The organism is Aquabacterium sp., from assembly GCF_014378415.1.
Classification (GTDB): Bacteria; Pseudomonadota; Gammaproteobacteria; order Burkholderiales; family Burkholderiaceae_C; genus Aquabacterium.
Window position 1 is genome coordinate 1 of the sequence record NZ_JACMNS010000027.1, and the last position, 20,692, is coordinate 20,692.

The window sequence follows — 20,692 nt, forward strand, 5'->3', positions numbered from 1 at the left end:
CGACCATCCTGGGCAAGGCCGCCGCGCATTGCGAGGCCCGCAAGATTGACGAAGCCGCGCTGCTGAACTCGCGCATCTTCCCCGACATGTTCCCCTTGACGCGCCAGGTGCAGATTGCCGCTGACATGATCAAGGGCGGCGCCTCGCGCCTGGCCGGCGTGGAGATTCCGCGCTTTGAAGACACCGAAGCCAGCTTTGCCGAACTGCAGGCGCGCATCGCTAAAACAGTGGATTACCTATCCACCCTCACGCCCGAGCAAATCGATGGCAGCGAGGGGCGCGACATCTCGATCAAGATGCGCGACCGCGTGGTCGAGTCAAAAGGCCAGCAATACCTGATGGAAGCGGTGTTGCCCAACTTCTTCTTCCATGTCACCACGGCCTACAACCTGTTGCGCCATGGCGGAGTTGAAATCGGCAAGCGCGATTTCTTGGGCAACTGACCCGCGTGATCAGGCCATGGATGCCAGCGCGCTGGCGTCATGCAGGATGGCCTGGTTGCGGCCAGAGCGCTTGGCCACGTACAGCGCCTCGTCGGCGCCTTTGAGCATCTCGGCCAAGTCTTCCAGCTTCATGTTCAACTCAGACACGCCGGCGCTGATGGTGACCTTGCCCGCCACCGGGGCCTGACGCGAGGCCACCACCTTGACCAGCTCTTCTGCCAGGATCTGCGCGCCTTTGGCGTCGGTGTCCGGCAGCATCACCACGAACTCTTCGCCACCCATTCGGGCCACGATGTCCGAGTCGCGCACGCGTTGCCGCAAGGTGTCCGACAGGTGCCTGATCACCTGATCGCCTGCGTCGTGCCCATGGGTTTCGTTGACCATTTTGAAGTGGTCCAGGTCCACCATGATGACGCTGATCGGACTGTTGCGGCGCCGTGCCGACGACAAGGCGATCTTGAGCTGGGCTTCAAAGCCGCGGCGGTTCAACACACCGGTGAGGTGATCGCTGCGCGACTGGCGGTCCAGCTCGCGGTTGGCCGCTTCCAGCTCTTGCGTGCGCAGCTTGACCTTGTCTTCCATTTGCTCGTTCAGCGTGATAAGGCGCCGGGTCATGCGGTTCAAGGCGGTGGCCAGCGACAGCACTTCAGAGCTGCTTTCCAGCAAGGGGATCGAGGCGCCGGGCCTGCCCGACTCAACGTCATGGGCGGCGGTGGCAATCGCGGACAGGTGCCCGCTGATGCGTCCGGCGGCAAACCAGGCCAGCAGGCTGGCAAAGCCGGCGGCCAGCAGACCAATGCCCATCGCTTGCACCATGGCGGTGCGGCTCTCGGCAAAGGCGATCTCGACGGGCTCACGAACCACGATGGTCCAGCCCAGGTCACTGGCCACGCTCAGGGCCTTGAGTTTGGTGGAGGCCGTCAGGTAGTCCTTGCCGTCCTGCCACTGGATGACCGAGGCGGGTTGGGCATGGTTGTCGTTGCCTGAGGATGGTGAGGTGTCCAGGGGCAGGCGCATGCCCGCTGCCGCCAGTTCGGAGGTCTTGCCATCCGGGGCGTGAATGACGGCACCTGACCGGTCGAAGATGAAAACTTCCATGCGCAAGGCTTTGGCGTTCGCTGGGTGAAGGGACTCCACCACGTCACGTGCCCAATCCCAACTGCCATGGATGCCCAGCACCCCGACCACCTTGCTGCCGACACGGATGGGCGCGGAGAAATCCACGAAGCGTGGAGGCTTGTTGGGGTTGGGGCGCGGCAGCAGCGATGCCAGCAGTTTGGCCTCGTGCACGTCACCCACGAAGTTGCGTTGGATGCCAGCGGCGAACCAGGGGCGCGCCTTGACGTTCTGACCCAGCAGCAGCCCGCCGGTGGCCGAGCGGACCACGCCTTCGGCGTCGGCCACGCCGATCCACAAACTGTTGGGGCGCATGGCCTGGCTGCGTGCCAGGTTCTGGGCCACCTCGGCTGAATCCAGCCCTCGGGCCCACACGGCCGCTGATTCGGTCAGAACCTGCACTTCGCGGCTGCGGTCAAACAGACCGTCGGCCAGCATCTTGGACGCGTTGTTGGCCACCACGTTCAGGGCGCCGCCCTGGTCCCGCTGGATCTGGGCGGTCAGCATTTTGCCCAGCGCGAAAGTGAGCGCGCCAGCCAGCACGATGACCAGCCCGCCGAAAACAACCGCGATGTGCGTTCTGAAGCTCAGAAGCGGAAAAAGTTTAGACCTCATGTGCGCCGTCTGCGATGACTTGATGCACTGTTATCGGCACAGGGATTGCGGCACTTGAATGTGGGCCGAAAATGACAAAAGGGTCAGCAAGTTAACGGTCGGCTCGTTTGGCTGATGCGCACCCGTCGGTGGGGTACCGTGCCAATTCCCAGCATTGCAAAAAACCGAACACCCTTGGCAGGGGATGCTCGCAGGCAACTCTATTCGCTCGCATAGATATCTATGCTGATGTAGCCGCTCTCATCAAAAATATACTCGATCGAGTAGATTTCTTGTTTCTCGAGGCAAAATTAGGAGCTTATCTATGGGATCAAGTAGATAATTGCTACAACAAGCGGCTTTGAGCTAAAATCTACGCGAGCTAGTAGATAAAGGCGGGCGCATGAGACTTCAAATCGAAACACCAGAGGAACTTGGGCTTGTCCTGCGCCTTGTTCGTAAAACACAACGCGTGCGCGCTGATGACATGGCCAGCTCGGCGGGTGTTGGGCCCGTGTTCGTGATGGACGTTGAACGCGGCAAGCCCACGGTCCAGCTGGGCAAGGTCATGCAGCTTTTGAAGGAAGCGGGCATTGAGTTGGTTGTCGAGCTGCCGCAGGACATCGCCGAGCAAGCAAAGCGCAGCGCTTCCAAGGGCGCCAACAGCGCTCGGGTGCAGTCGCTGTTGAGCGCCATGTTCAGCCGCCGGAGCAACAAGGCATGAAGGGCGGAGAAGAGCTGGTAGCCGCCCTGCAGTCTCTTGGTTCACGCCCCGTTAAGCAAGAGCAAGAGCGGCAGCACCGGGCTGAGCTCAAAGCGTGCGCAGAGTTGGTCGAAACGCTCGCCCAGACAAGCAACCTGTTCCAGACTTATCCGGAGGTGCTGGCCAGGTTGCAACATTGGCAGGCGCACCTTGCCACGCCTCGCGTTTTGCAGGTGCTGGTCAACGAAGACCGAGTGGGCTGGCTCATCGACCTCAATGACATCTGGTTGTTCCAGTACGACCCGGCATGGGCCGCAAACCCTGACGCCTTCGATTTGTCTCCAGGCCTGGCCCGAAGCCAAGGCACACACCTGGACGGGGCCTCCAACCGGAAGGTTCAGTGGTACTTTGACAACCTGCTGCCAGAGGAGGACCTGCTCAAAGTTCTGGCCAAGGAGGCCCAGCTGGAGTTCAAGGACGCCTTTGGCCTGCTGCGCTATTACGGGGCGGAGTCCGCGGGCTCCCTGGTGCTGCTGCCTTTAGGGTCGGCGCTAGCTGAGACTGGGCTGGTGCCCTTGACACGCGAGGGGCTGGACTTTCGCATCAAGAACTTGGAGAAGGCGCCGCTCACCCAAGGTGCACCGAAGAGGATGTCCTTGGCAGGTGCCCAGCACAAGATGGTGGTGGTGGCGACACCGGAGGGTTTGTTTGAGCCAATGCCGGGCACTCCGTCGACGCACATCCTCAAACCCAACTCCCCCTCGCCTCACTACCCGAACTCGGTGGTCAACGAGTACTACATCATGAGGTTGGCCAAAGAGCTGGGCCTGGACGTGCCCTGCGTCTCGCGTGTATACCTGCCTGAGCCCGCCTACCTCATCGAACGGTTTGACCGCCGCGTCCACCGTCTTGAGCCGAAGCAGGGTGTCATCGAAGTTGACCGCATGCACGTCATCGACACCTGTCAGCTATTCGACACTTCCCGGGCGCTCAAGTACGAGGAAGCCACGCTAGCCACCTTGACTGAGGCTGTGTGCAAAACGCGGTCACGCGCCAAAACACGCCAGCACCTTTTCCAGTGGGTCGTGTTCAACACGCTGGTCGGCAATGGCGACAACCACCTCAAAAACCTGTCCTTCCAGGTCACCAACAAGGGGGTGGAGTTTGCCCCTGGCTATGACATGCTGTGCACGGCGGTCTACGAAACCCAGGGCTACTCCAACGACTCGGCGTGGCCAAATAACGCTGCGCTGGGACTGAAAATCTTGAGCGCCGCCCGGTTTTCGGAGGTGACTTATGGCCACCTGGTAGAGGCGGGGCTGGCTCTTGGGCTGGGAAGGGCGGCGACCATTCGACAGTTGGACAGACTCATAACCGCCCTGGAGCCCAAGGCGCGGGCCTTGCTGGAGGAGCTGGAAGCAGGCTACGGCACACCCGCCCCACGCGATCTTTTGGCGCCGTTCCACGCCTCGCCGGAGACGAAAGCCTCTGAGCGGCAGCTGTTGCGCTCCATCTTCCATGTTGTGATTCGGGGCATGGCCAAGCAGGTCCAGGCGAGCAAGCCGGAGGCCTCCTCGATCTGCGTTCCGCTGCGTGGATAGCGTCAATCTTTGGCAACGCGCGCCTCATCAAGCAACCTGAGGTTTTAGCGCGCATCGCTATGTGCCGCATGAGCAAGCCCTGCGAGGCGTGACGTCATCAGCGGTGCTCCCGTAAATGCGAAAGCCACCTACTCAGGTGGCTTTTTTGCTTTTGGACTGTGGCATAGACTTTCGGGGTTAAGCGACGCTCAAACACTTTTCAAGTGCAAACCCTTGGGTGCTAATTTTCACGCTCGTATGACCTGAAGAGGCCACCAAGTGCTAACTGGAGCCCGCAGACTGCAGGTCTCTTTGTTGGTCTAGAAGCGCCAGAAAGACAAAAGGGTTAGCAAGCGCCAACTTGCTAACCCTCGTCATTTTTGGTGCGGCTGGCAGGATTCGAACCCACGACCCCTTGGTTCGTAGCCAAGTACTCTATCCAACTGAGCTACAGCCGCCAAGACCATTAATATAGCATTGATTAATACGCCTTGTAAAGTCAGGTGCAAAAAATTTGCAATCACGTGGCGTCAGCCAAGGCCGCCAGGCGGTAAAAACGTGCGGCTTCATCGGCGCGGTGTTCTTGTTCCGCCAACTGGGCCAGGCGTGTCCAGGCCCGGCGGCGGCGGTGGCTGTCCAGTTGCAGGTCATTGGCGGCTGACAGCAGCAGGCTGCGGGCCTTGCCCCACAGTTGCCGCTCTGCCAATGCCAGCCCCACCGCCAGGGCCAGGCCCGCACTGCGCAAGGCCGATGGCGTGGCGGCATCCAGGCGGGGCAGCCATTCGGCCTCCAGGCCCAGCAGGCTGTTCGACAGGGCCTGGGCAAGGGCTTCGCTGGCTTCAAGCGTTTGGCGGCCGATCTGGTCCCACAAAGGGGCCAGCCATTGGCGGGCCTCCTTGGGGGCGCCCAACTCCGACATGCGTGTGGCGCCCCGGGCCACCACGATCGGATCGCGGCGATCGGCCGAGTCAAGCTGTTGCCAGATCTTGCGCAGTTGCTCGGCGTCGCGGGCAGTCTCCAGCGTTTCAGTCGCCAAGGTGCGCAACAGGCCTTCTGCCGCGCCTTCGGTGAAGCCCTGGTGCTTGGCCAGCAGGCGCGCGGTTTTGAGCGCCTCCAGTGGCTGGCGTGCCAGGCGGGCGGCCTGCAGCTTCAAACGCAGGGCCTGTGTGCGGCGGGCCACGCCAGGGGCCAGCTCGCTCAGGTCGCGCAGGGCGCGCGTGGCATCTCGGTCGTCGATGGCGCATTCGGCGGCCAGCAAGCGGGCGCCTTCTTCTGTGGCACGGGGGCGCTTGGTCAGCAGCGACAGGTCGAGTGCGCGCTGCAGGTGTTCGTCGCGTTGTTTGCGGTCTTGCAGGCGGTGCAGGCTGCCGGCGGACAGCAGGTGCGACAAGGCGGTGAACTCGGCATCAAGGGCCAGGTCGGGGGTGTCGGCCTGGATGGCGATGGCACGCTGGGCTTCGCGGTGGGCGCGGGTGTAGCGGGCGGCCAGGTACAGGGCCAGGGCTTCGCGCAGGGCCGTCTGGGCGGCGCGGTCACGTTGCATCAGGCGCCAGCGCTTGGCACGTTGCGGCAAGCCGATCAGGGAATCCAGACCACGGATCGTGGAGTAGATGGCCAGGAACAGCAGCACCATGCTGATCACGAACAGGTTGAAGGACAGGTCGGTGCGCCAGCCCAGCCAGTAAATGCTGACCAGGCCATCGTTGCCACCCAGGCCGGAGGCGGCGACAACCGCCACGACCGCGAGCAACAAAAGCCAGACGATGGTGCGCATGGGCTTAACGTCCGCCGACGATGGCGGCCAGGGTGGCCAGCGTGTCGTCCGGGCGGGGCACCAGGGTCTGCGGGCTTTGCGTGGCCACGTCGGTCAGCAGGCTTTGCAGCAACTGGGTTTTGCGCGATTGGGTGTCAAAGTACTTGGTCAAAGCAGCCTGGGCCACGTTCACATCCGCCACGGCCGAGGCCGATTGCCGGCTCAGCAGTGCCAGGCGCGCGTTCAGCAGGCGCAGCTTGAGGTTTTCGCGCAGGAAGAACGATTGCTCTGGCGTGATCAGGATGGCCTCGGGCTGGCGGATGCGCGTGATGCGCACCAGGGCTTGCGCTTCTTGCCAGGCGGTGCGGGCGGTGCTTTGGCCCCACTGCAGCAATTGGTCGCCCAGGGGCGTGTCCGGTGCGGGCGCTTCGACGCTGCTGGCGGCCAGCTTGGCACGTTGCGCGGCCTTGCCCTTGGGCTCCGGCGCGGTGGGCCGTGCCAGCGCGCGGCCTGATTCGTCCACCTGCTGGCTGATCAGCGGCAGCTCATCGACCAGGCGAATGGCCTCGTCCAGGCGGATGGTGAGGGACGACAGGTCGGCCACGCGGGTGGATTTGATGCGGTCCAGGTCTTTGGCCAGGGAGCGGCGCACGCTGTCCAATCGCGGCTGGCGGGCTCGGCTCAAGCGGTCTTCGGCCGACTTCATGGCGGTGATCAGGGGCTCGGCGCTGCCGGTCAGGGCAGATTGCTGCACCGCCACGCGCAGCGCGGCTTCAACGTCGACCACCAGGTTTTCGTCGCGCGACAGCGACATGGACTTGATGAGGTCTTCGACCTGGCTGCGCTGCAAGGTGACTTCGGCCAGGCGGGTTTCGAGCAAGGTGGTGCGGGCGGCGGCTTCGCGTGAGATCTCTTGCGCCTGCTTGGCCAACAGGCGCGCTTCAGTGGCCTGGCTCTGGCTGTCTTGCTGGCGGCGAACCAGCTCCTGCTCGAGGGTGTCGACCTTTTTCTGGGTGGTCCAGGCCAGCCAGGCGCTGCCTACGCAGACCGCGCTGAGGACCAGGACGGCCCAGCGCATCCAGTCCGAGGTGGCCACGGGTTGGTAGTCGGGTTCAGGCGGAAGGATGACGTCGGTTTCGCTCACAATGGATTCATTGTATCGACGTGCACGGGCCTGATTTGGCGGGTCGTAGTGCGGCCACCACTGCCTCGGGGGTGGGGCGCGTGGCGATCACCTGCCCAAACCCGGCCAACCTGGCCCGCTCGGCGATGCGGGGGTGGGTGGCCAGGGCCGTGGCGGCCTGCCACGACTGGCCGGGCATCAGGGTGTCGGTGAGGTGCTCGATGGCTTCAGAGCTGCTGAACAGCCAACGGTGATCTTGCGGGTGCTGGGCGGCGGCCAGGGCCAGGGCTTGTTGTTCGGGCGACCAGTGCGCTGCGCTGCGCTGGTAGGTCAGCAGCGAGGTCACGTTGGCGCCGCGCGAGCGCAATTGCTCGCTGAGCCAGGCGCGGCCTTTGGCGTCTTGGCGATCGCCGCCACTGATGGTCCAGGCGGCTTGATCCTGCCAATCGCGTGCCTGCAACAGGGGCCACAAGGTTTCGGAGTCGAACTGCGCGGCGTCGTCAGCGGGGCAGATGACCTGGGGCAAGGGCAGGCCAGCATCCAAGGCAGTTTGCGCCAACGCGCGGGCCGTGCCGGGGCCGGGGGCGGCCGCCAGGGTGTGGTCGGGCCAAAGGCAGTTGGCAGGGCGCAGGCGGAAGAACCATTCGACCGCGCTGGGGCTGACGAACATCAACAGGCGGGCCTGGTGCAATTGGCGCCACAGGGCGTGCACGGGGGCCGGGTCGGCAGGCCCCTGGATGTCGATCAGCGGCAGTGCCTGGGCATCATCCAGGCCCAGGGTTCGCAGTTGCTCAACCCAGGCGCTGGCTTGGGGTTCAGGCCGGGTGACCAGCAGCCGCATGGGGGGCTCAGGCCGCCAGCGCGGCCAGCCACTCGAGGCCGGCTTGGGCCTGGAGCTGCTGCGCCACTTGCCGGCCCAAGGCCTCGGCCTCGGCCGGTGTGGTGGGTGAGCCTTGCGTCTGGGCGCGCACCAGCATGTTCTGGGTGGGGTGGCCCAGCAGGGCGCGCAGTGTCATGGTGCCGGGTGCCTCGGCATCGGCGGATGGCCACTGCGCATGAGCGGCCAAGGGCATGGAGCAACTGCCCCCAAGGGCGCGCGACACGGCGCGTTCGGCCAGCGTGGCCAGCCAGGTGGGCGTGTGCGTGAGCGTGGCCAGCGAAGTCACCAGGTCCGGGTGGTCCAGGCGCACCTCAATGCCCAGGGCGCCTTGCCCGGCAGCAGGCAGCATCACGTCGGTGTCGATGACCTGGCGGATGCGTTCGGTCAGGCCCAGGCGTTTGAGGCCGGCAGCGGCCAGGATGATGGCAGCGTAGTGGCCTTCGTCCAGTTTGCGCAGGCGGGTGTCCAGGTTGCCGCGCAGGGGCTCGATCTGCAGGTCGGGGCGCAGGGCGCGCAATTGCGTCAGGCGGCGCAGGCTGGAGGTGCCCACCACGGCGCCTTGGGGCAGGGCGTCCAGGCTGGCGAAATCATTGGAGACGAATGCATCGCGGGGGTCTTCGCGTTCCAGCACGCAGGCCAGCACGAAGCCTTCGGGCAGCTCCATGGGCACGTCTTTGAGCGAATGCACGGCCAGGTCGGCGCGGCCTTCTTCCAGGGCAACTTCAAGCTCCTTGACGAACAGGCCCTTGCCGCCCACCTTGGACAAGGATCGGTCCAGGATCTGGTCGCCACGGGTGGTCATGCCCAGCAGCGAGACGGGGCGGTTGAAGCGGGTGTGGAGCAGGCCGCGAACGTGTTCGGCCTGCCACAGGGCCAGGCGGCTTTCGCGGGTGGCGATCACCCACGCCGAGGGGGTCGTGTCAGGAGCAGTCATCCGGCGATGCTATCAGCGCTGGGGGCGCCGGGTGGAGGCCGCCAGGTTCAGTCCTGGCGCGTGGCCAACGCCAGGCGTCTTTTTTCGGTCTGGTTGATGTATTGCTGCAAGGCGCGTTCGCTGGCGCCGTTCAGGTTGACCAACTCGCAACCCAGGCGGGCGCCTTGGGACTCGGGGTTGATGACGCTGACGTGGTGGATGATCAGGCCGATTTCCAGGCGCGTGTCGGAGTCCAAGTCCAGAAAGCACTGGCCGATCTTGACGCCCGGCGACACCATGGGCAGGTTGTGCGGCAAGAACAGCGCCACGCCGCTCAGGCTGATGTCCAGCACACGCAGGTCCAGCTTCATGTCAGGGACGGCGGGGTGGCGCATGTGCGCCACCGGGATGCTGCTGATCATGGGCTTGACCCGGAAGCTGGAGCGCCGTTGAAAGCGGTACAGGGTGCGCGGGTATTGCGCGTTGAGGGCGACGGAGCCGTTGCCATGGACCTGCACCACGCCGTCCAGGTCGAACTGGAGCTTGATGCTGTCCAGGTAGCCCACGGCCACCACCTCTTCGGTTTCCAGCAGGGCTTGCAGCCTGGTGTCACCGGCTTCGGCGCTGAAGCACACAACGCCACGCGCTGAATCGACCGCCCACAGCATGGTGGTGTAGTTCGTCCCGCCGGGCCCGCTCAATGTCATCAAGGCATTGGCATTGAGCAAGCGCTTGAGTAATTCATCGATTTCAACGAGCGAGGTGATTCGGTAATCGTCCATGGGCCGCTGTGGTCAATGCATTTGAGAAGGGTCCGACTTGCTGCCCATCATCTTGCCAAGGTCATTGATCCAGGGTTCGGCCAGGTGGCGGATCTCGGCGTCGTTGACCAGGATGCGCTGCATGATGCGGCTCTTGAGGGCGCGCTCATCGGCGCCCAGCGGGTACTGGTCGGCGGCGTGCTTGAGCTGAGAGATCAGCACGGCGCAAGCGCCTTCCAGTCGGACCACGGTGTCCCAATCGCCCGTGCGGGCCGCTTCCAGCATGTCGTGGCTGGCGGTTTCAATGGCTTCGTAGTAACTCAAAAGGCTTCCTGCTTGGATGTCTTCGTCAGGGGCGGTGATCAGTTCTGGGGCGTTCATGGGCGAACCCCTTAAAGGTGGGTGGTGCGCGCTTGTTCAGCGTTGCCGGAGCCGATGCTGCTCCAGGCATCGCGCAAGGGTCCGAGGAGGTTCGCGCATTCCTCCAGGGCAGCGTCATCCGAATGCAGATTGGCCTGTGTCAAACGGGTGGTCACGTAGGCGTACAGGTCATTCAGGTTGGCGGCCAATTCGCCACCGGTTTTCAAGTCAAGGCTGGCCTTCAGGCCTTCGTCGACGATGCTCACGGCCTTGCTGATGGCCTTGCACTTGGCTTCAATTTGCTTGGCCTTGATGGCACCGCGCGCTTGTGCAATGGCTTCGAGTGCGCCATTGAGTAGCATGCCAATCAGTTGATGCGGTGAGGCACCGCTGACCCCGGTTTCGAGACCGATCTGGCGGTACATATTGCCTGATGACCTGGGGCCAAAGACGTTGGCAGAGGAGGCTGTGATGGTGGCGTACATCTGAAATGACTCTCGGAAGATGCTGCAATCAGCGTTGAGCTATTTATCGACACTTCCCTGACCAGCTTGAACCTAAAACATCATTCTGATTGCGCGGAATGGAGGGTTTTTGGGCCCTGTTTCCCAACACGAAAAATTCAATGCGCAGCAGTCTCGCTGGGCTCTAGCGATTTGTACTGGACCAGCAGTTTTTGGGCGTAGGAAGCCGCTGGTTGGTCTGAGCCGCGCGCCGATGGCTGGTCCTGGGCCAGGTTGGCGGACACCTCATCCAGGGCTTCAGCGAACACGTCTCGGACTTTCTCTGGCTGGGTGGCCAGGGCCTTGTCCAGCCTGGCGCTGTCAACCTTCAGGGCGCCATCGTTGTTCTGGGCGATCCCGATGTCGGCCAGGCGCTGGCTCGGCACCACGGGGGGCTGCCCCAAGGCCTTGAGTTCGTTGTAAGACTGGGTGAACTCGTTGATTGATTTCTTCAAGGCGTTCAGGTCCTTGTCAACCGACACCCTGACGGGGCCATCAGTGACCTTGCCCAGCTTGAAGCTGACGCCTTGCACGGCATCGGACACGGTGTTGGTGGACGATTGAGCGTCCACACCATTGATCTTGGCTTTGGCGTCGGCCGCAGCTTGTGTCTGCACGGTGCTTTGCTGAGCGAGCATGGGGTCGAAGCCCAGGGCCGCCAGGTCGGGGCCGGGGGGCTTGCCCTCCTCACCAGAGGCCGACACCTTGAAGCCGTTGTCTGCGCCAGTGGTGGTTGATCGAAGCACCAGGCGCGAGCCTGTGGCGTCACTGATGACGGAGGCCACGACGCCCACGCCGGCGGCGTTGATCTTGTCGCGGATCTTTTCCAACGAGTTGTCGTGGGGCCCGAGGCGCACGTCCGACTTGGGCCAATTGGGGTTGGTGGAAAACGCCGTTTGCGAGCTGTTCATGCCCCCCAGTTCGATGTGCAGGGTGCCCAATCCAATGACCGTGCCCACGCCTGAAAATGAGGCGGAGGTGGTGGCCTGAGCCGTGGCCAGCGAATTCACTTCAACGCTGTAGTTGCCGGCGGTGGCGGTGCTGTCGCTGGAGGCTGACACGGCCGAAGCCTGGCTGGACTGCGTCACAGTGTGAGCCCAGCTCATGTCTTCGGCCAGATTTTGGGCGGCGCTCACGTAGGTGGATTGCGCGCCTTGCAGCTTGCCCTGGGAGGACAGGTTAGTCTGGACAGGGGCAACCTGGAGCGCTCGTGATGGATCAGCCGTCGGTCTCTCAACCGTCAGTTGCTGCTGTGTGACGAACGAACTGACATCAATGCCACTGCCCGTCCCCGTTACGGAGATTGAAGCCATGATATTGCTCCGATACTGTCTAAAACCTGTTAAAAAAACCATTCAACAGGGGTATCGGCAGGCTTGGCTCAGTCTTGAGAAGCAATCGCAAGTCAATCGTGAATTCCTGCCGTGGCAGGCCCTGATCAATTGCTCCTATTGAGCGAATTGATCATTTGAGTGACGTAGTTGCCCTGGCTGGTGAGGCCAGCCATGATGGTGTCGAGCGCGGTGTACTGCGCCTTCAGGCGCTTTTCGTACAGGTCGACACGGTTCTGCAAGGATTCTTGCCGGGACTGGTTGTCGGTGATCGTCTGTTTGAGGCCGGCGGTGCGCACGGTCAAAATGCCATCCGTGCCCATCAGGCTGTCGCTCATGACCCGCAAGCGGGTCATGATGCCGTCCTTGGTCGGGTCAACCGAGTCCGAGTTCGAGAACAGCTTCTTCACTTCTGCCAGATTGCCCAGCGCACTGGTCAGTTTGGTGCTGTTGACCTTGACGGTGCCATCGGTCTGGATTTCCAGCCCGACCGACGACAGGGTGTCAAAAGTGGTGGAGGCGGCAGAGCTGTTGCCCAGGATGGATCGGAACTGGTTTTGAACGCTCAAGGCACCGCTGTCGCCTTGCAGTACGCCGGCGGCCTTGCTGCTCTCTTCGTACTTGGTGTTGGCCTTCAGCAGGGTGGCCATCGAAGAGTAGGCGGTGGCGAAGTCGGCCACAGCCTTGGTGATGGTGGCGGTGTCTTGGCTGACGGTGATGGTGATCGGGCCGGTGGTGATGGTCGGGCTGCTGGTGACCTTGCTCAAGGTGATGGACAAGCCTGAGACCACCTCGCTCAAGGTGTTGGTGGCCGACTTGATGGGAACGTTGTTGATCGTCGCTTCAGCGTCGGCGGCGCCCTGGCTCAAGCTTGTGCCGGCCGTGGTGCTGCCGGGGTCGTAGGCCAGGGCGGACAGCCCCGCATTGTCAATGTCGTTGCCATCGCCTGCGTCGGCGACGGTCACGCGAAAGCCATTGGCCTCGCCCGTGGTGGCCGATTGCATGACCAGGCGCGACCCGGACGAGTCCGTGACGATCGAGGCTTTGACGCCCGAATTGCTGCTGTTGACCTTGTCGCGGATGTTGGCCAGGGTGTCGGTGGCCGCCACGGTGATGGTCACGGGTGTGGCGCCAGATTTGGCGGCAAAGCTGGTGCCGGTCCAGGTGCCGACATCCAGGGTCAGGGTGCCTGAACCCAGCGTGCTCGCACCAGATGCCAGAGAAGTTTTGGTCACCACTGACTGAGGCTTGGCCAGGGCGGTGACGTCAATGCTGTAAGTGCCGATTTGCGCGCCCGCCGAAGTGGTGGCGTTCACGGCGGTGGCATCGGCCGAAGCGGCGGCGGTGGCGCCCCACAGATCGACCGAGGTTAATTTCCGCGCGGCATCACGCACGCTGGACACCGCAGACTGGATCTGCCCATAGGCCGAGATCTTGGTCTGCAGCTTGTCGGACGCGGTTTGCAGGTTGGTGATCGGCTGGCTTTCCAGCGCGACCAGTTTGGTCACGATCGTGTTGGCATCCAGGCCGCTGCCGATGCCCAGGGAGGTGATGCTACTGGCCATGTGTTGCTCCTTCAGCCTGCGAAACGTCTTGGCCCGTCACATGACAAGGCTCGACACAGGGTGTATCGACACAAGCGCCCAGTAACTTGAGCCCTCAACCCTCAACCCTGCAGCAGCTTGAGCACCTGCTGTGGCAGTGAGTTAGCCTGGGCGACCATGGCATTACCGGCCTGTTGCAGGATCTGGGCGCGTGACAAGGCGGCGGTTTCTGATGCGAAGTCGGCGTCCATGATCCGGCTGCGGGCGGCAGTCTGATTCTCGGCAGACACCTGCAAGTTCGAGATGATCGCGTCGAAACGACTTTGCGTGGCACCGTAGACAGCGCGTTCGCTGTTGATGCGGTCCAGGGCGCCGTCGATGGCGTCGATCACGACTCCCAGCTTCGTCGTGTCGGACGTGCTGTCGATCACGGTCAAGCTGTCTGTGACGGCCGTGATACTGGGATCGGCGCTCATGTCCGTGGTGGTGATCGTGATGATGTCGTTGGCCGTGGTGTTGGCCCCGATCTGGAAGTCTTGCGCGGCGCCGGTGGCCAGGATGGGCTTGCCGTTGAAGGTCGTGCCAGCAGTCACACGGATGATTTCTGAAGACAGCTGCTGGAATTCCTTGTTCAGCGAATCGCGGTCGCTGCTACTGTTTGAGGCGTTGCGCGACTGAACTGCCAACTCCCGCATGCGTTGCAGGGCATCACTGATCTTGCCTAACGCACCTTCGGCCGTCTGCGCCAGTGAGATGCCGTCGTTGGCATTTCTGGCCGCGACGTTCATGCCCTTGATTTGGGAGTTCATCCGCTCGGCGATGGCGAGGCCGGCGGCGTCGTCCTTGGCGGAGTTGACGCGCAAGCCGGATGACAGGCGCTGCATGGCCACGGACAGTGACGTCTGCGACATGTTCAGATTCCGCTGAGCGTTCAGCGAATTCAGATTGGTGTTGATCGTTTGGGTCATGGGGCACTCCTGAGAAATCCAGTGACGTCCGGCGAGAACGCCGACCTGCTAGAAAGCTGGCCAAAGATGCTGGTTGAGAAGCTTTGACCGGTGCCCCAATTGTTTAAGACTTCTGCAAGGCGCAATCGTGGGATGTGAGGAGTGAAAACCGGCCTAATTAAAACAAAATGAAAAAGCCGCCCGGAGGCGGCTTTGGGAGGAACTGGGGCGCCCTGGCCCCATGAATTCCTTGATCAGCGCAGCAGCGACAGCACTTGCTGAGGCAACTGGTTGGCCTGCGCAATCATCGCGTTGCCCGCCTGTTGCAGGATCTGGGCTCGTGACAGGTTCGCCGTTTCTGAGGCGAAGTCAGCATCCATGATCCGGCTGCGTGCAGCAGTCTGGTTCTCGACCGAGACTTGCAGGTTGGAGATCACCGAGTCGAAACGGTTTTGCGTGGCACCGAAGACAGCGCGCTCGGTATTGACGCGGTCAATGGCAGCGTCAATGTTGTCGATCACGTCGGCCAGGCCAGAGACATCGGTCGTGCTGTCAATCACCGCCGTGCTGTCAGTGACGGCGGTGATGCTGGCGTCGGTCGTCATGTCGGTGGTCGACACCTCGATGATGTCGTTGTCGGTGGTGTTAGCGCCAACCTGGAAGGTCAGGGTGTCGGCATCACTGCCGATGATGGCCTTGCCGTTGAAGGTGGTGCCGCCCAAAACGCGTTGAATTTCCTTCGACAGTTGCTGGAACTCCTTGTCCAGCGAGTCCTTGTCGCCATCGCTGTTAGTGGCGTTACGAGCTTGAACAGCCAATTCACGCATGCGCTGCAGCGATTCACCTACCTTGCCCAGCGCGCCTTCAGCCGTTTGGGCCAGCGAGATGCCGTCATTTGCATTGCGCGCCGCGACGTTCATGCCCTTGACTTGAGCAGACATGCGTTCGGCAATGGCCAGACCGGCGGCGTCGTCCTTGGCGGAGTTGACACGCAGACCGGACGACAGACGCTGCATGGACGTGGCCAGCGACATCTGCGAAGAAGTTGTGTTTCGCTGAGCGTTCAGCGAGTTCAGGTTGGTGTTAATGATGGATGCCATGGTGTACTCCTAATGGTAAAAAAAACGGCGGGAAGCGCCTAACAAGATTGGTGCAGCGATACAGCTACTACAGCTCGCCTGCCCGACGCTAGTCAACCGCATTGCCCGAGTGGCTTGGCCACCAGAACCATCGGCCGGCTAACCGGACCACGTGCCTACTTACTTAAAGATGTGAAGGCCGTTGGTTTACTTATCGGAACGTGCTTGCAGGGACTTGAGTTTTTTTTTGAAAGGGTCTAGGCAAGTTTTAGATCCGGTGAAAAAAGCGCCTTGCGGCTGCCAACTCCGAACCTGCTTTCCAGGCCATCTCTCTAGACTCCGGTTTCATGGCTATTCACCAGAAACCCGTCAAAACTCCGAACAAGACCCATAACGGCTCGCGCGCCCAAGTCTTGAGGCTGGCCCAGCACAATTGGGAGTCGGGTGTGAAATACGCCAAGTCTGGCGACTGGTCCAAGGCGCAGGTCGCCTTCGACAAGGCGGTGAATGGCCAACCGCAAGATGCGCTGTACCTGCTGAACCTCGCGCGTGCCCAGATGATGAATGGCGACGCCATGCAGGCCCACCTCACGGCGATGAAGGTGGTCGCCATGGAGCCGGAGAATGTCATCGCCCTGGAGATCGCCTGCGAGTGCCTGAACCTGCAGAACCGCCATGCCGAGAGCGTGGTGTTGATGCAGAAGCTGCCTGAACATGTGACGCGTTCGGCCCGGTATTACCAGTTGCTGGGTGAGTCGCTCTTCAGCGCCAGTCAGCATGAGCAGGCCATCACTGCCTTGTTCGATGGCTTGGGGTTGGACATTGACCACGTCCTGTCTCACTACCGGCTTGGGCTGTCATTCAATGCGCTCGGGCTCAAGCAAGAGGCCATCGAATGCTTTCGCACTGCGCTGGCCTTGGGCATGGGGCCCGGCGATCTGGCTGCGCAAGGCATGCTGACCTTCATTGAGCGAGAGATCTGTTCCTGGCAGCATGCCAAAACCGACCTGGTGATCTTGCGTGAATTAGCCGCCCGGCTGCCGGCCGAGTCGATGGCCTGGGCTTCGGTATTCGCGCATGTCACGGTCACGGACGACCCGCAGGAGCACTTGCGCGTGGCCCGCTCATGCGCGCGTTTCCAGGCCCGCCTGGCCGAGCCGCTTGCGCCTGTGGCCCCCCGGGCGCTGGGCGAACGTCTTCGCATTGGCTTTGTGTCCGCCGATTTCCACCAGCACGCCACTGCCATCCTGATGGCCGAGGTGTTCGAACAGTTGCACGCTGATCCCCGCTTTGAAGTCACCATGTATTCGCATGGCCCGGAAGATGGCAGCCCCATGCGTGAGCGGCTCAAACTGGCATGCGCCAAGTTTGTCAAGGTCGAGGCATTCAGCGACATGCAGGTCGCGCAGATGGTGCGCAACGATGGCATCGAGGTGCTGGTGGACCTGAAGGGTCACACCCGCGGCAGCCGCCTGGGCATCTTTGGCCATCGGGCCGCGCCGGTGCAGGCCAGCTTCCTGGGCTTCCCAGGCACAACGGGCGCCGACTACATGGACTACTTCATTGGGGATGCCATCGTCTCGCCCCTGGCGCACGCGAACAACTACAGCGAGAAGCTGGCCTTGATGCCGCGCTGCTACCAGCCCAATGATCGCCAGCGTTCCAAGCCGCAACCCTGCACGCGTGAGGAGGTGGGATTGCCGCAGGATGCCCTGGTGCTGTGCGGCTTCAACCAGCCCTTCAAGCTGTCACCTGAAGTGTTCGATGTCTGGTGCCGCATGTTGCGCCAATTGCCTGGCTCGGTGCTTTGGCTGCTGCAATGGAACGATCAATCGCCTGCTCAGTTGCGTGCTGAAGCTGAAGCCCGTGGTGTGGATGCCAGCCGCCTCTACTTCGCGCCCAGGGTGGGGGCCAAGGAGCACATGAGCCGCCTCGCGCTGGCCGATGTGTTCATCGACACCTGGCCTTGCAATGCGCACACCACCGCCAGCGATGCCTTGTGGGCGGGTGTGCCCCTGGTCACTTACGCAGGCAACACCTTCGCTTCGCGTGTGGCGGCCAGCTTGTTGAGCGACGTGGGCCTACCCGAGCTGATCACCACCAGCCTGGCCGACTACGAGGCCAAGGTGATGCAACTCGCCACCGACCCCGCTCAGCGTCAAGCCATTCGGGACCACCTGGTTCAGTCGCGCGGCACCGCGCCACTGTTTGACAGCCACAGCTACACGCGCGATTTTGGCCGCTTGCTGTGGGCCATGGCCGAGCGTTGGTCGCAGGGCAAGCCTTTCGAGCACATCGATCCAATTCAAGGAAACCTGCCATGAGTAGCCAGCTTCCCAACATCCACCTGTGCATCGTTCAGCCATCAGGCTATGTCCATGCGCTGGGCTTCCTGGACCAGGCGCGCTATTTCCGCCACCAGTTCCGCCGCATGGGCGCCCAGGTCAGCCTGGCCAAAAATCGCCTGCGCCATGACGCGGTCAATTTCGTCTTTGGCGCCCACCTGGGTTTTGACGCCTCGCTGCGCCTGCGCTACAGCTGCATCTTCGTGAACCTGGAGCAACTTGGACAAGGCGGTGCGGCGGTGTCGCGCGACTACCTGCAGTTGCTGTCAAGCTCAGCCGTGGTGGACTACGACGCGGACAACGTCGCTGCCTACGCCTCAAACGCTGATGACGTGCCTTTGGTGCCCTTCTTGTACGCGCCCTATTTGTCTCAGGTCGAGTTCTTGCCCCTGGAAGACCGGCCGATTGACCTGCTCTTCATCGGCAGCATGAACGAGCGGCGCCGGGCCATGATCAGCCGCATTGAGGCACAGGGGGTGAAAGTCGGCTTGTTTGACAGCCCGCTTTACGGACCTGAGCGCGATCAGTTGATTGTTCAGTCCAAAGCCGTGTTCAACGCGCACTTTTACACCAGCAGCCGGTTCGAGCAGGCACGTGTTTCGCATTGCCTTTCAGTGGGCACGCCAGTGATCTCCGAGCGAACCCCACAAACGCGGCCGCACGCGGCGTTCGAAGACAGCGTGATCTGGCTGGACGAGGCCAACCTTGACACCTATTTTGCCGTGCAGTTCCGCTCCCCCGAGTTCTATGAACAGGCCATCCAGTGCCTGGTGAACTTCCAGGATGCCGACCCCATCGAGGCCTATGCCGACTTGCTGGCGTTTGCCGCCGGTTATGGCCGAACGCATCAACTGGCGCGATCGCACGATGATTGGCAACCGACCCGCATCAACCTGGGTTCGGGCAAGGACTACAAGCCTGGCTGGCTGAACATCGATGTGCTCGACCGGGCGCAGCCCGACTTGGTGCTGGACCTGGGGCGGCCCGTGACATGGCCGGTCAGGGTCACGACCTCGTATGGCGGTCCGCTGTGTCTCCAAGCTGGCGGCGCCGAGATGATCTACGCCAACAATGTGCTGGAACACGTGCCGGACTTGCCCGAGTTGATGGGCAATTGCCTGAAGTTGCTGAAGACTGGGGGTAAGTTCTTGCTGGAGGTTCCCTACGAGCACGCGGCGACGGCTTGGCAGGATCCCACCCACCTTCGCGCTCTGAACGAGAAGTCTTGGCTCTACTACACCGACTGGTTCTGGTACCTGGGTTGGTTTGAGCATCGATTCACCGTCGAGCAGTTCGGATACCTTGACGACAAGCTGCAGGAGTGTGCCAAAGACCGGGCCGCTTTCATGCGTGTGGTGCTGACCAAAGTCGAGACCACGATGAAAGAGCGCACGACTGCGAGGGTCATGCGCGCTGACTTTGCACTGCCCGACGACTTGCCGGCCGATGCCGTCGCGGCGAACGATTCAAGACCGGGCTTGGTGCTGCATCAAGCAGGCAAAAAACACATTGTCAACAAGACGGGCCTGCGCGACAAAGTGGGAAACAGCGATGTTTGCATTGGCCGTTTCACCTATGGCATGGAGCACCTTTCCGTGCGTGAGTGGGGCGATGGCGCTTCGCTGGACATCGGCAGCTTTTGTTCCATCGCTTCGTCCGTGACCATTTTCCTGGGGGGCAATCACCGAACCGAGTGGACGACCACCTATCCCTTTGGACACTTGTATCCCGACGAACTCGGCGGCCAGGGTATCAAGGGACATCCGGCCACCAATGGGGATGTGGTCATTGGCAACGATGTGTGGATCGGCCATGGGACCACCATCATGTCGGGCATCACCATCGGGGATGGGGCGGTGATTGCCGCCAATGCCCAGGTCGTCAAGGATGTCGCGCCCTATGAGATCGTGGGTGGCAATCCGGCCAAGCACCTCAAGTTCCGATTCGACCAAGATGTGCGGGCCGCCTTGCTGCGGCTGCAGTGGTGGACTTTGCCGGAAGACGCCATTCGTCAGATTGCGGAGATCCTCAGCGCCGAACCAACGCTGGCTGTGGTCGAGGGCTTGGTGCAACAGTTCAGGGCTGTGGACACCATGCCCAAGGATCTGGCCGCCTGATCAGAACAGCCGCTGTCCCGTGAGCCGTTCGTGCTCGCGGATGGCAAAGCGGTCGGTCATGCCGGCGATGTAGTCGGCCACCGCGCGGTGCTTGTTTTGGCGCTGCGCATGGTCCACAGGCATTTCGGCCGGATGTTGGACATACGCCGCGAACAACTCGGCAATCACCCGTTTGGCCCGCACCGTGGTCTCGTTGACCTGTGGGTGCCGGTACAACTCCTTGAACAAGAAACGCTTGAGCTGCGTGCTGGCTTCCCGCATCGGGTGGCTGAAACGCACCAGCGACGGGCACATGCGCACCGCGTCGGCGGAACTCGGGGCGTGCTCGGTGATCGCATCGCGCGTGGCGTCGATCACGTCGTAGACCTGCTGCGACAGCATGCGGCGGATGGTGTCGAACAACAAGCGCCGTCCTTTCACCTGCGGGAACTCCAACAAGGTCTCGTCCCGAAAACGCGTGAACAGGGGCACGCTTTCCAACTGCTCCATCGTGATCAGGCCCGAGCGCACGCCATCGTCGATGTCGTGGGCGTTGTAGGCGATCTCGTCGGCCAGGTTGCACAGCTGCGCTTCCAGGCTGGGCTGCGTGCCTTGCAGAAA

Annotated in this window: 17 protein-coding genes, 1 tRNA gene and 1 pseudogene; 5 read left to right on the forward strand and 14 right to left on the reverse strand. The window is 62.3% G+C overall.

Annotation, left to right across the window (positions count from 1 at the left end; all coding sequences use genetic code 11):
• Positions 1-443: DUF1993 domain-containing protein (locus tag H7225_RS03140; protein WP_366481282.1), on the forward strand; the 443-nt coding region annotated here is incomplete at its 5' end.
• A 9-nt stretch (positions 444-452) separates the two neighbouring features.
• On the opposite strand, the gene H7225_RS03145 is transcribed toward H7225_RS03140, so the two are convergent.
• Complete coding sequence (locus H7225_RS03145; protein WP_290659334.1) at positions 453-2,174, reverse strand: diguanylate cyclase; 1,722 nt, start codon at positions 2,172-2,174, stop codon at positions 453-455.
• 451 nt (positions 2,175-2,625) lie between these two features.
• Here H7225_RS03145 and H7225_RS03150 point away from each other — a divergent pair, with 451 nt between their 5' ends.
• Together H7225_RS03150 and H7225_RS03155 are read left to right on the forward strand one after the other, a co-directional pair.
• On the forward strand, positions 2,626-2,877 hold the full coding sequence (locus tag H7225_RS03150) for a hypothetical protein (protein WP_290659335.1): 252 nt from the start codon (positions 2,626-2,628) through the stop codon (positions 2,875-2,877).
• Positions 2,874-4,457: a HipA domain-containing protein gene (locus H7225_RS03155; RefSeq protein WP_290659336.1), complete on the forward strand. Its 1,584-nt coding sequence runs from the start codon at positions 2,874-2,876 to the stop codon at positions 4,455-4,457. The genes H7225_RS03150 and H7225_RS03155 overlap by 4 nt, the downstream gene beginning before the upstream one ends.
• A 360-nt stretch (positions 4,458-4,817) precedes the next feature.
• Here H7225_RS03155 and H7225_RS03160 read toward each other — a convergent pair.
• From H7225_RS03160 to H7225_RS03215, 12 genes are all read right to left on the reverse strand, one after another.
• A tRNA-Arg gene (locus H7225_RS03160) sits at positions 4,818-4,894 on the reverse strand.
• A 62-nt stretch (positions 4,895-4,956) separates the two neighbouring features.
• Positions 4,957-6,210: a heme biosynthesis HemY N-terminal domain-containing protein gene (locus tag H7225_RS03165; protein ID WP_290659337.1), complete on the reverse strand. Its 1,254-nt coding sequence runs from the start codon at positions 6,208-6,210 to the stop codon at positions 4,957-4,959.
• Positions 6,211-6,214: 4 nt separating this feature from the next.
• The gene (locus H7225_RS03170; protein WP_290659338.1) at positions 6,215-7,333 is read right to left on the reverse strand and encodes a uroporphyrinogen-III C-methyltransferase; all 1,119 of its coding nucleotides are present in this window, start codon (positions 7,331-7,333) and stop codon (positions 6,215-6,217) included.
• Positions 7,334-7,340: 7 nt separating this feature from the next.
• Entirely contained in the window at positions 7,341-8,153 is an 813-nt protein-coding gene (locus tag H7225_RS03175) for a uroporphyrinogen-III synthase (protein WP_290659339.1), read from the reverse strand.
• Between the two features lie 7 nt (positions 8,154-8,160).
• On the reverse strand, positions 8,161-9,126 hold the full coding sequence (gene hemC, locus H7225_RS03180; RefSeq protein WP_290659340.1) for a hydroxymethylbilane synthase: 966 nt from the start codon (positions 9,124-9,126) through the stop codon (positions 8,161-8,163).
• Between the two features lie 47 nt (positions 9,127-9,173).
• Positions 9,174-9,887: a flagellar brake protein gene (locus tag H7225_RS03185; protein WP_290659341.1), complete on the reverse strand. Its 714-nt coding sequence runs from the start codon at positions 9,885-9,887 to the stop codon at positions 9,174-9,176.
• Positions 9,888-9,899: 12 nt separating this feature from the next.
• Complete coding sequence (locus H7225_RS03190) at positions 9,900-10,247, reverse strand: flagellar protein FliT (RefSeq protein WP_290659342.1); 348 nt, start codon at positions 10,245-10,247, stop codon at positions 9,900-9,902.
• Positions 10,248-10,258: 11 nt separating this feature from the next.
• Entirely contained in the window at positions 10,259-10,711 is a 453-nt protein-coding gene (gene fliS / locus H7225_RS03195; protein WP_290659343.1) for a flagellar export chaperone FliS, read from the reverse strand.
• 137 nt (positions 10,712-10,848) lie between these two features.
• On the reverse strand, positions 10,849-12,042 hold the full coding sequence (gene fliD, locus H7225_RS03200) for a flagellar filament capping protein FliD (protein WP_290659344.1): 1,194 nt from the start codon (positions 12,040-12,042) through the stop codon (positions 10,849-10,851).
• Between the two features lie 125 nt (positions 12,043-12,167).
• Entirely contained in the window at positions 12,168-13,625 is a 1,458-nt protein-coding gene (gene fliD / locus H7225_RS03205; RefSeq protein WP_290659345.1) for a flagellar filament capping protein FliD, read from the reverse strand.
• A gap of 101 nt (positions 13,626-13,726) precedes the next feature.
• The gene (locus H7225_RS03210) at positions 13,727-14,572 is read right to left on the reverse strand and encodes a flagellin domain-containing protein (RefSeq protein ID WP_290659346.1); all 846 of its coding nucleotides are present in this window, start codon (positions 14,570-14,572) and stop codon (positions 13,727-13,729) included.
• Positions 14,573-14,805: 233 nt separating this feature from the next.
• Entirely contained in the window at positions 14,806-15,651 is an 846-nt protein-coding gene (locus tag H7225_RS03215; RefSeq protein WP_290659347.1) for a flagellin, read from the reverse strand.
• A gap of 326 nt (positions 15,652-15,977) precedes the next feature.
• Between H7225_RS03215 and H7225_RS03220 the strand changes: the two genes are divergently transcribed.
• On the forward strand, positions 15,978-17,954 hold the full coding sequence (locus tag H7225_RS03220; RefSeq protein WP_290659348.1) for a tetratricopeptide repeat protein: 1,977 nt from the start codon (positions 15,978-15,980) through the stop codon (positions 17,952-17,954).
• A complete protein-coding gene (locus H7225_RS03225; protein ID WP_290659349.1) occupies positions 17,951-20,092 on the forward strand; it encodes a methyltransferase domain-containing protein in 2,142 nt (713 codons plus the stop codon). The genes H7225_RS03220 and H7225_RS03225 overlap by 4 nt, the downstream gene beginning before the upstream one ends.
• On the opposite strand, the pseudogene H7225_RS03230 reads toward H7225_RS03225, so the two are convergent.
• A pseudogene (locus H7225_RS03230) lies at positions 20,093-20,692 on the reverse strand (deoxyguanosinetriphosphate triphosphohydrolase); the annotation flags it as partial.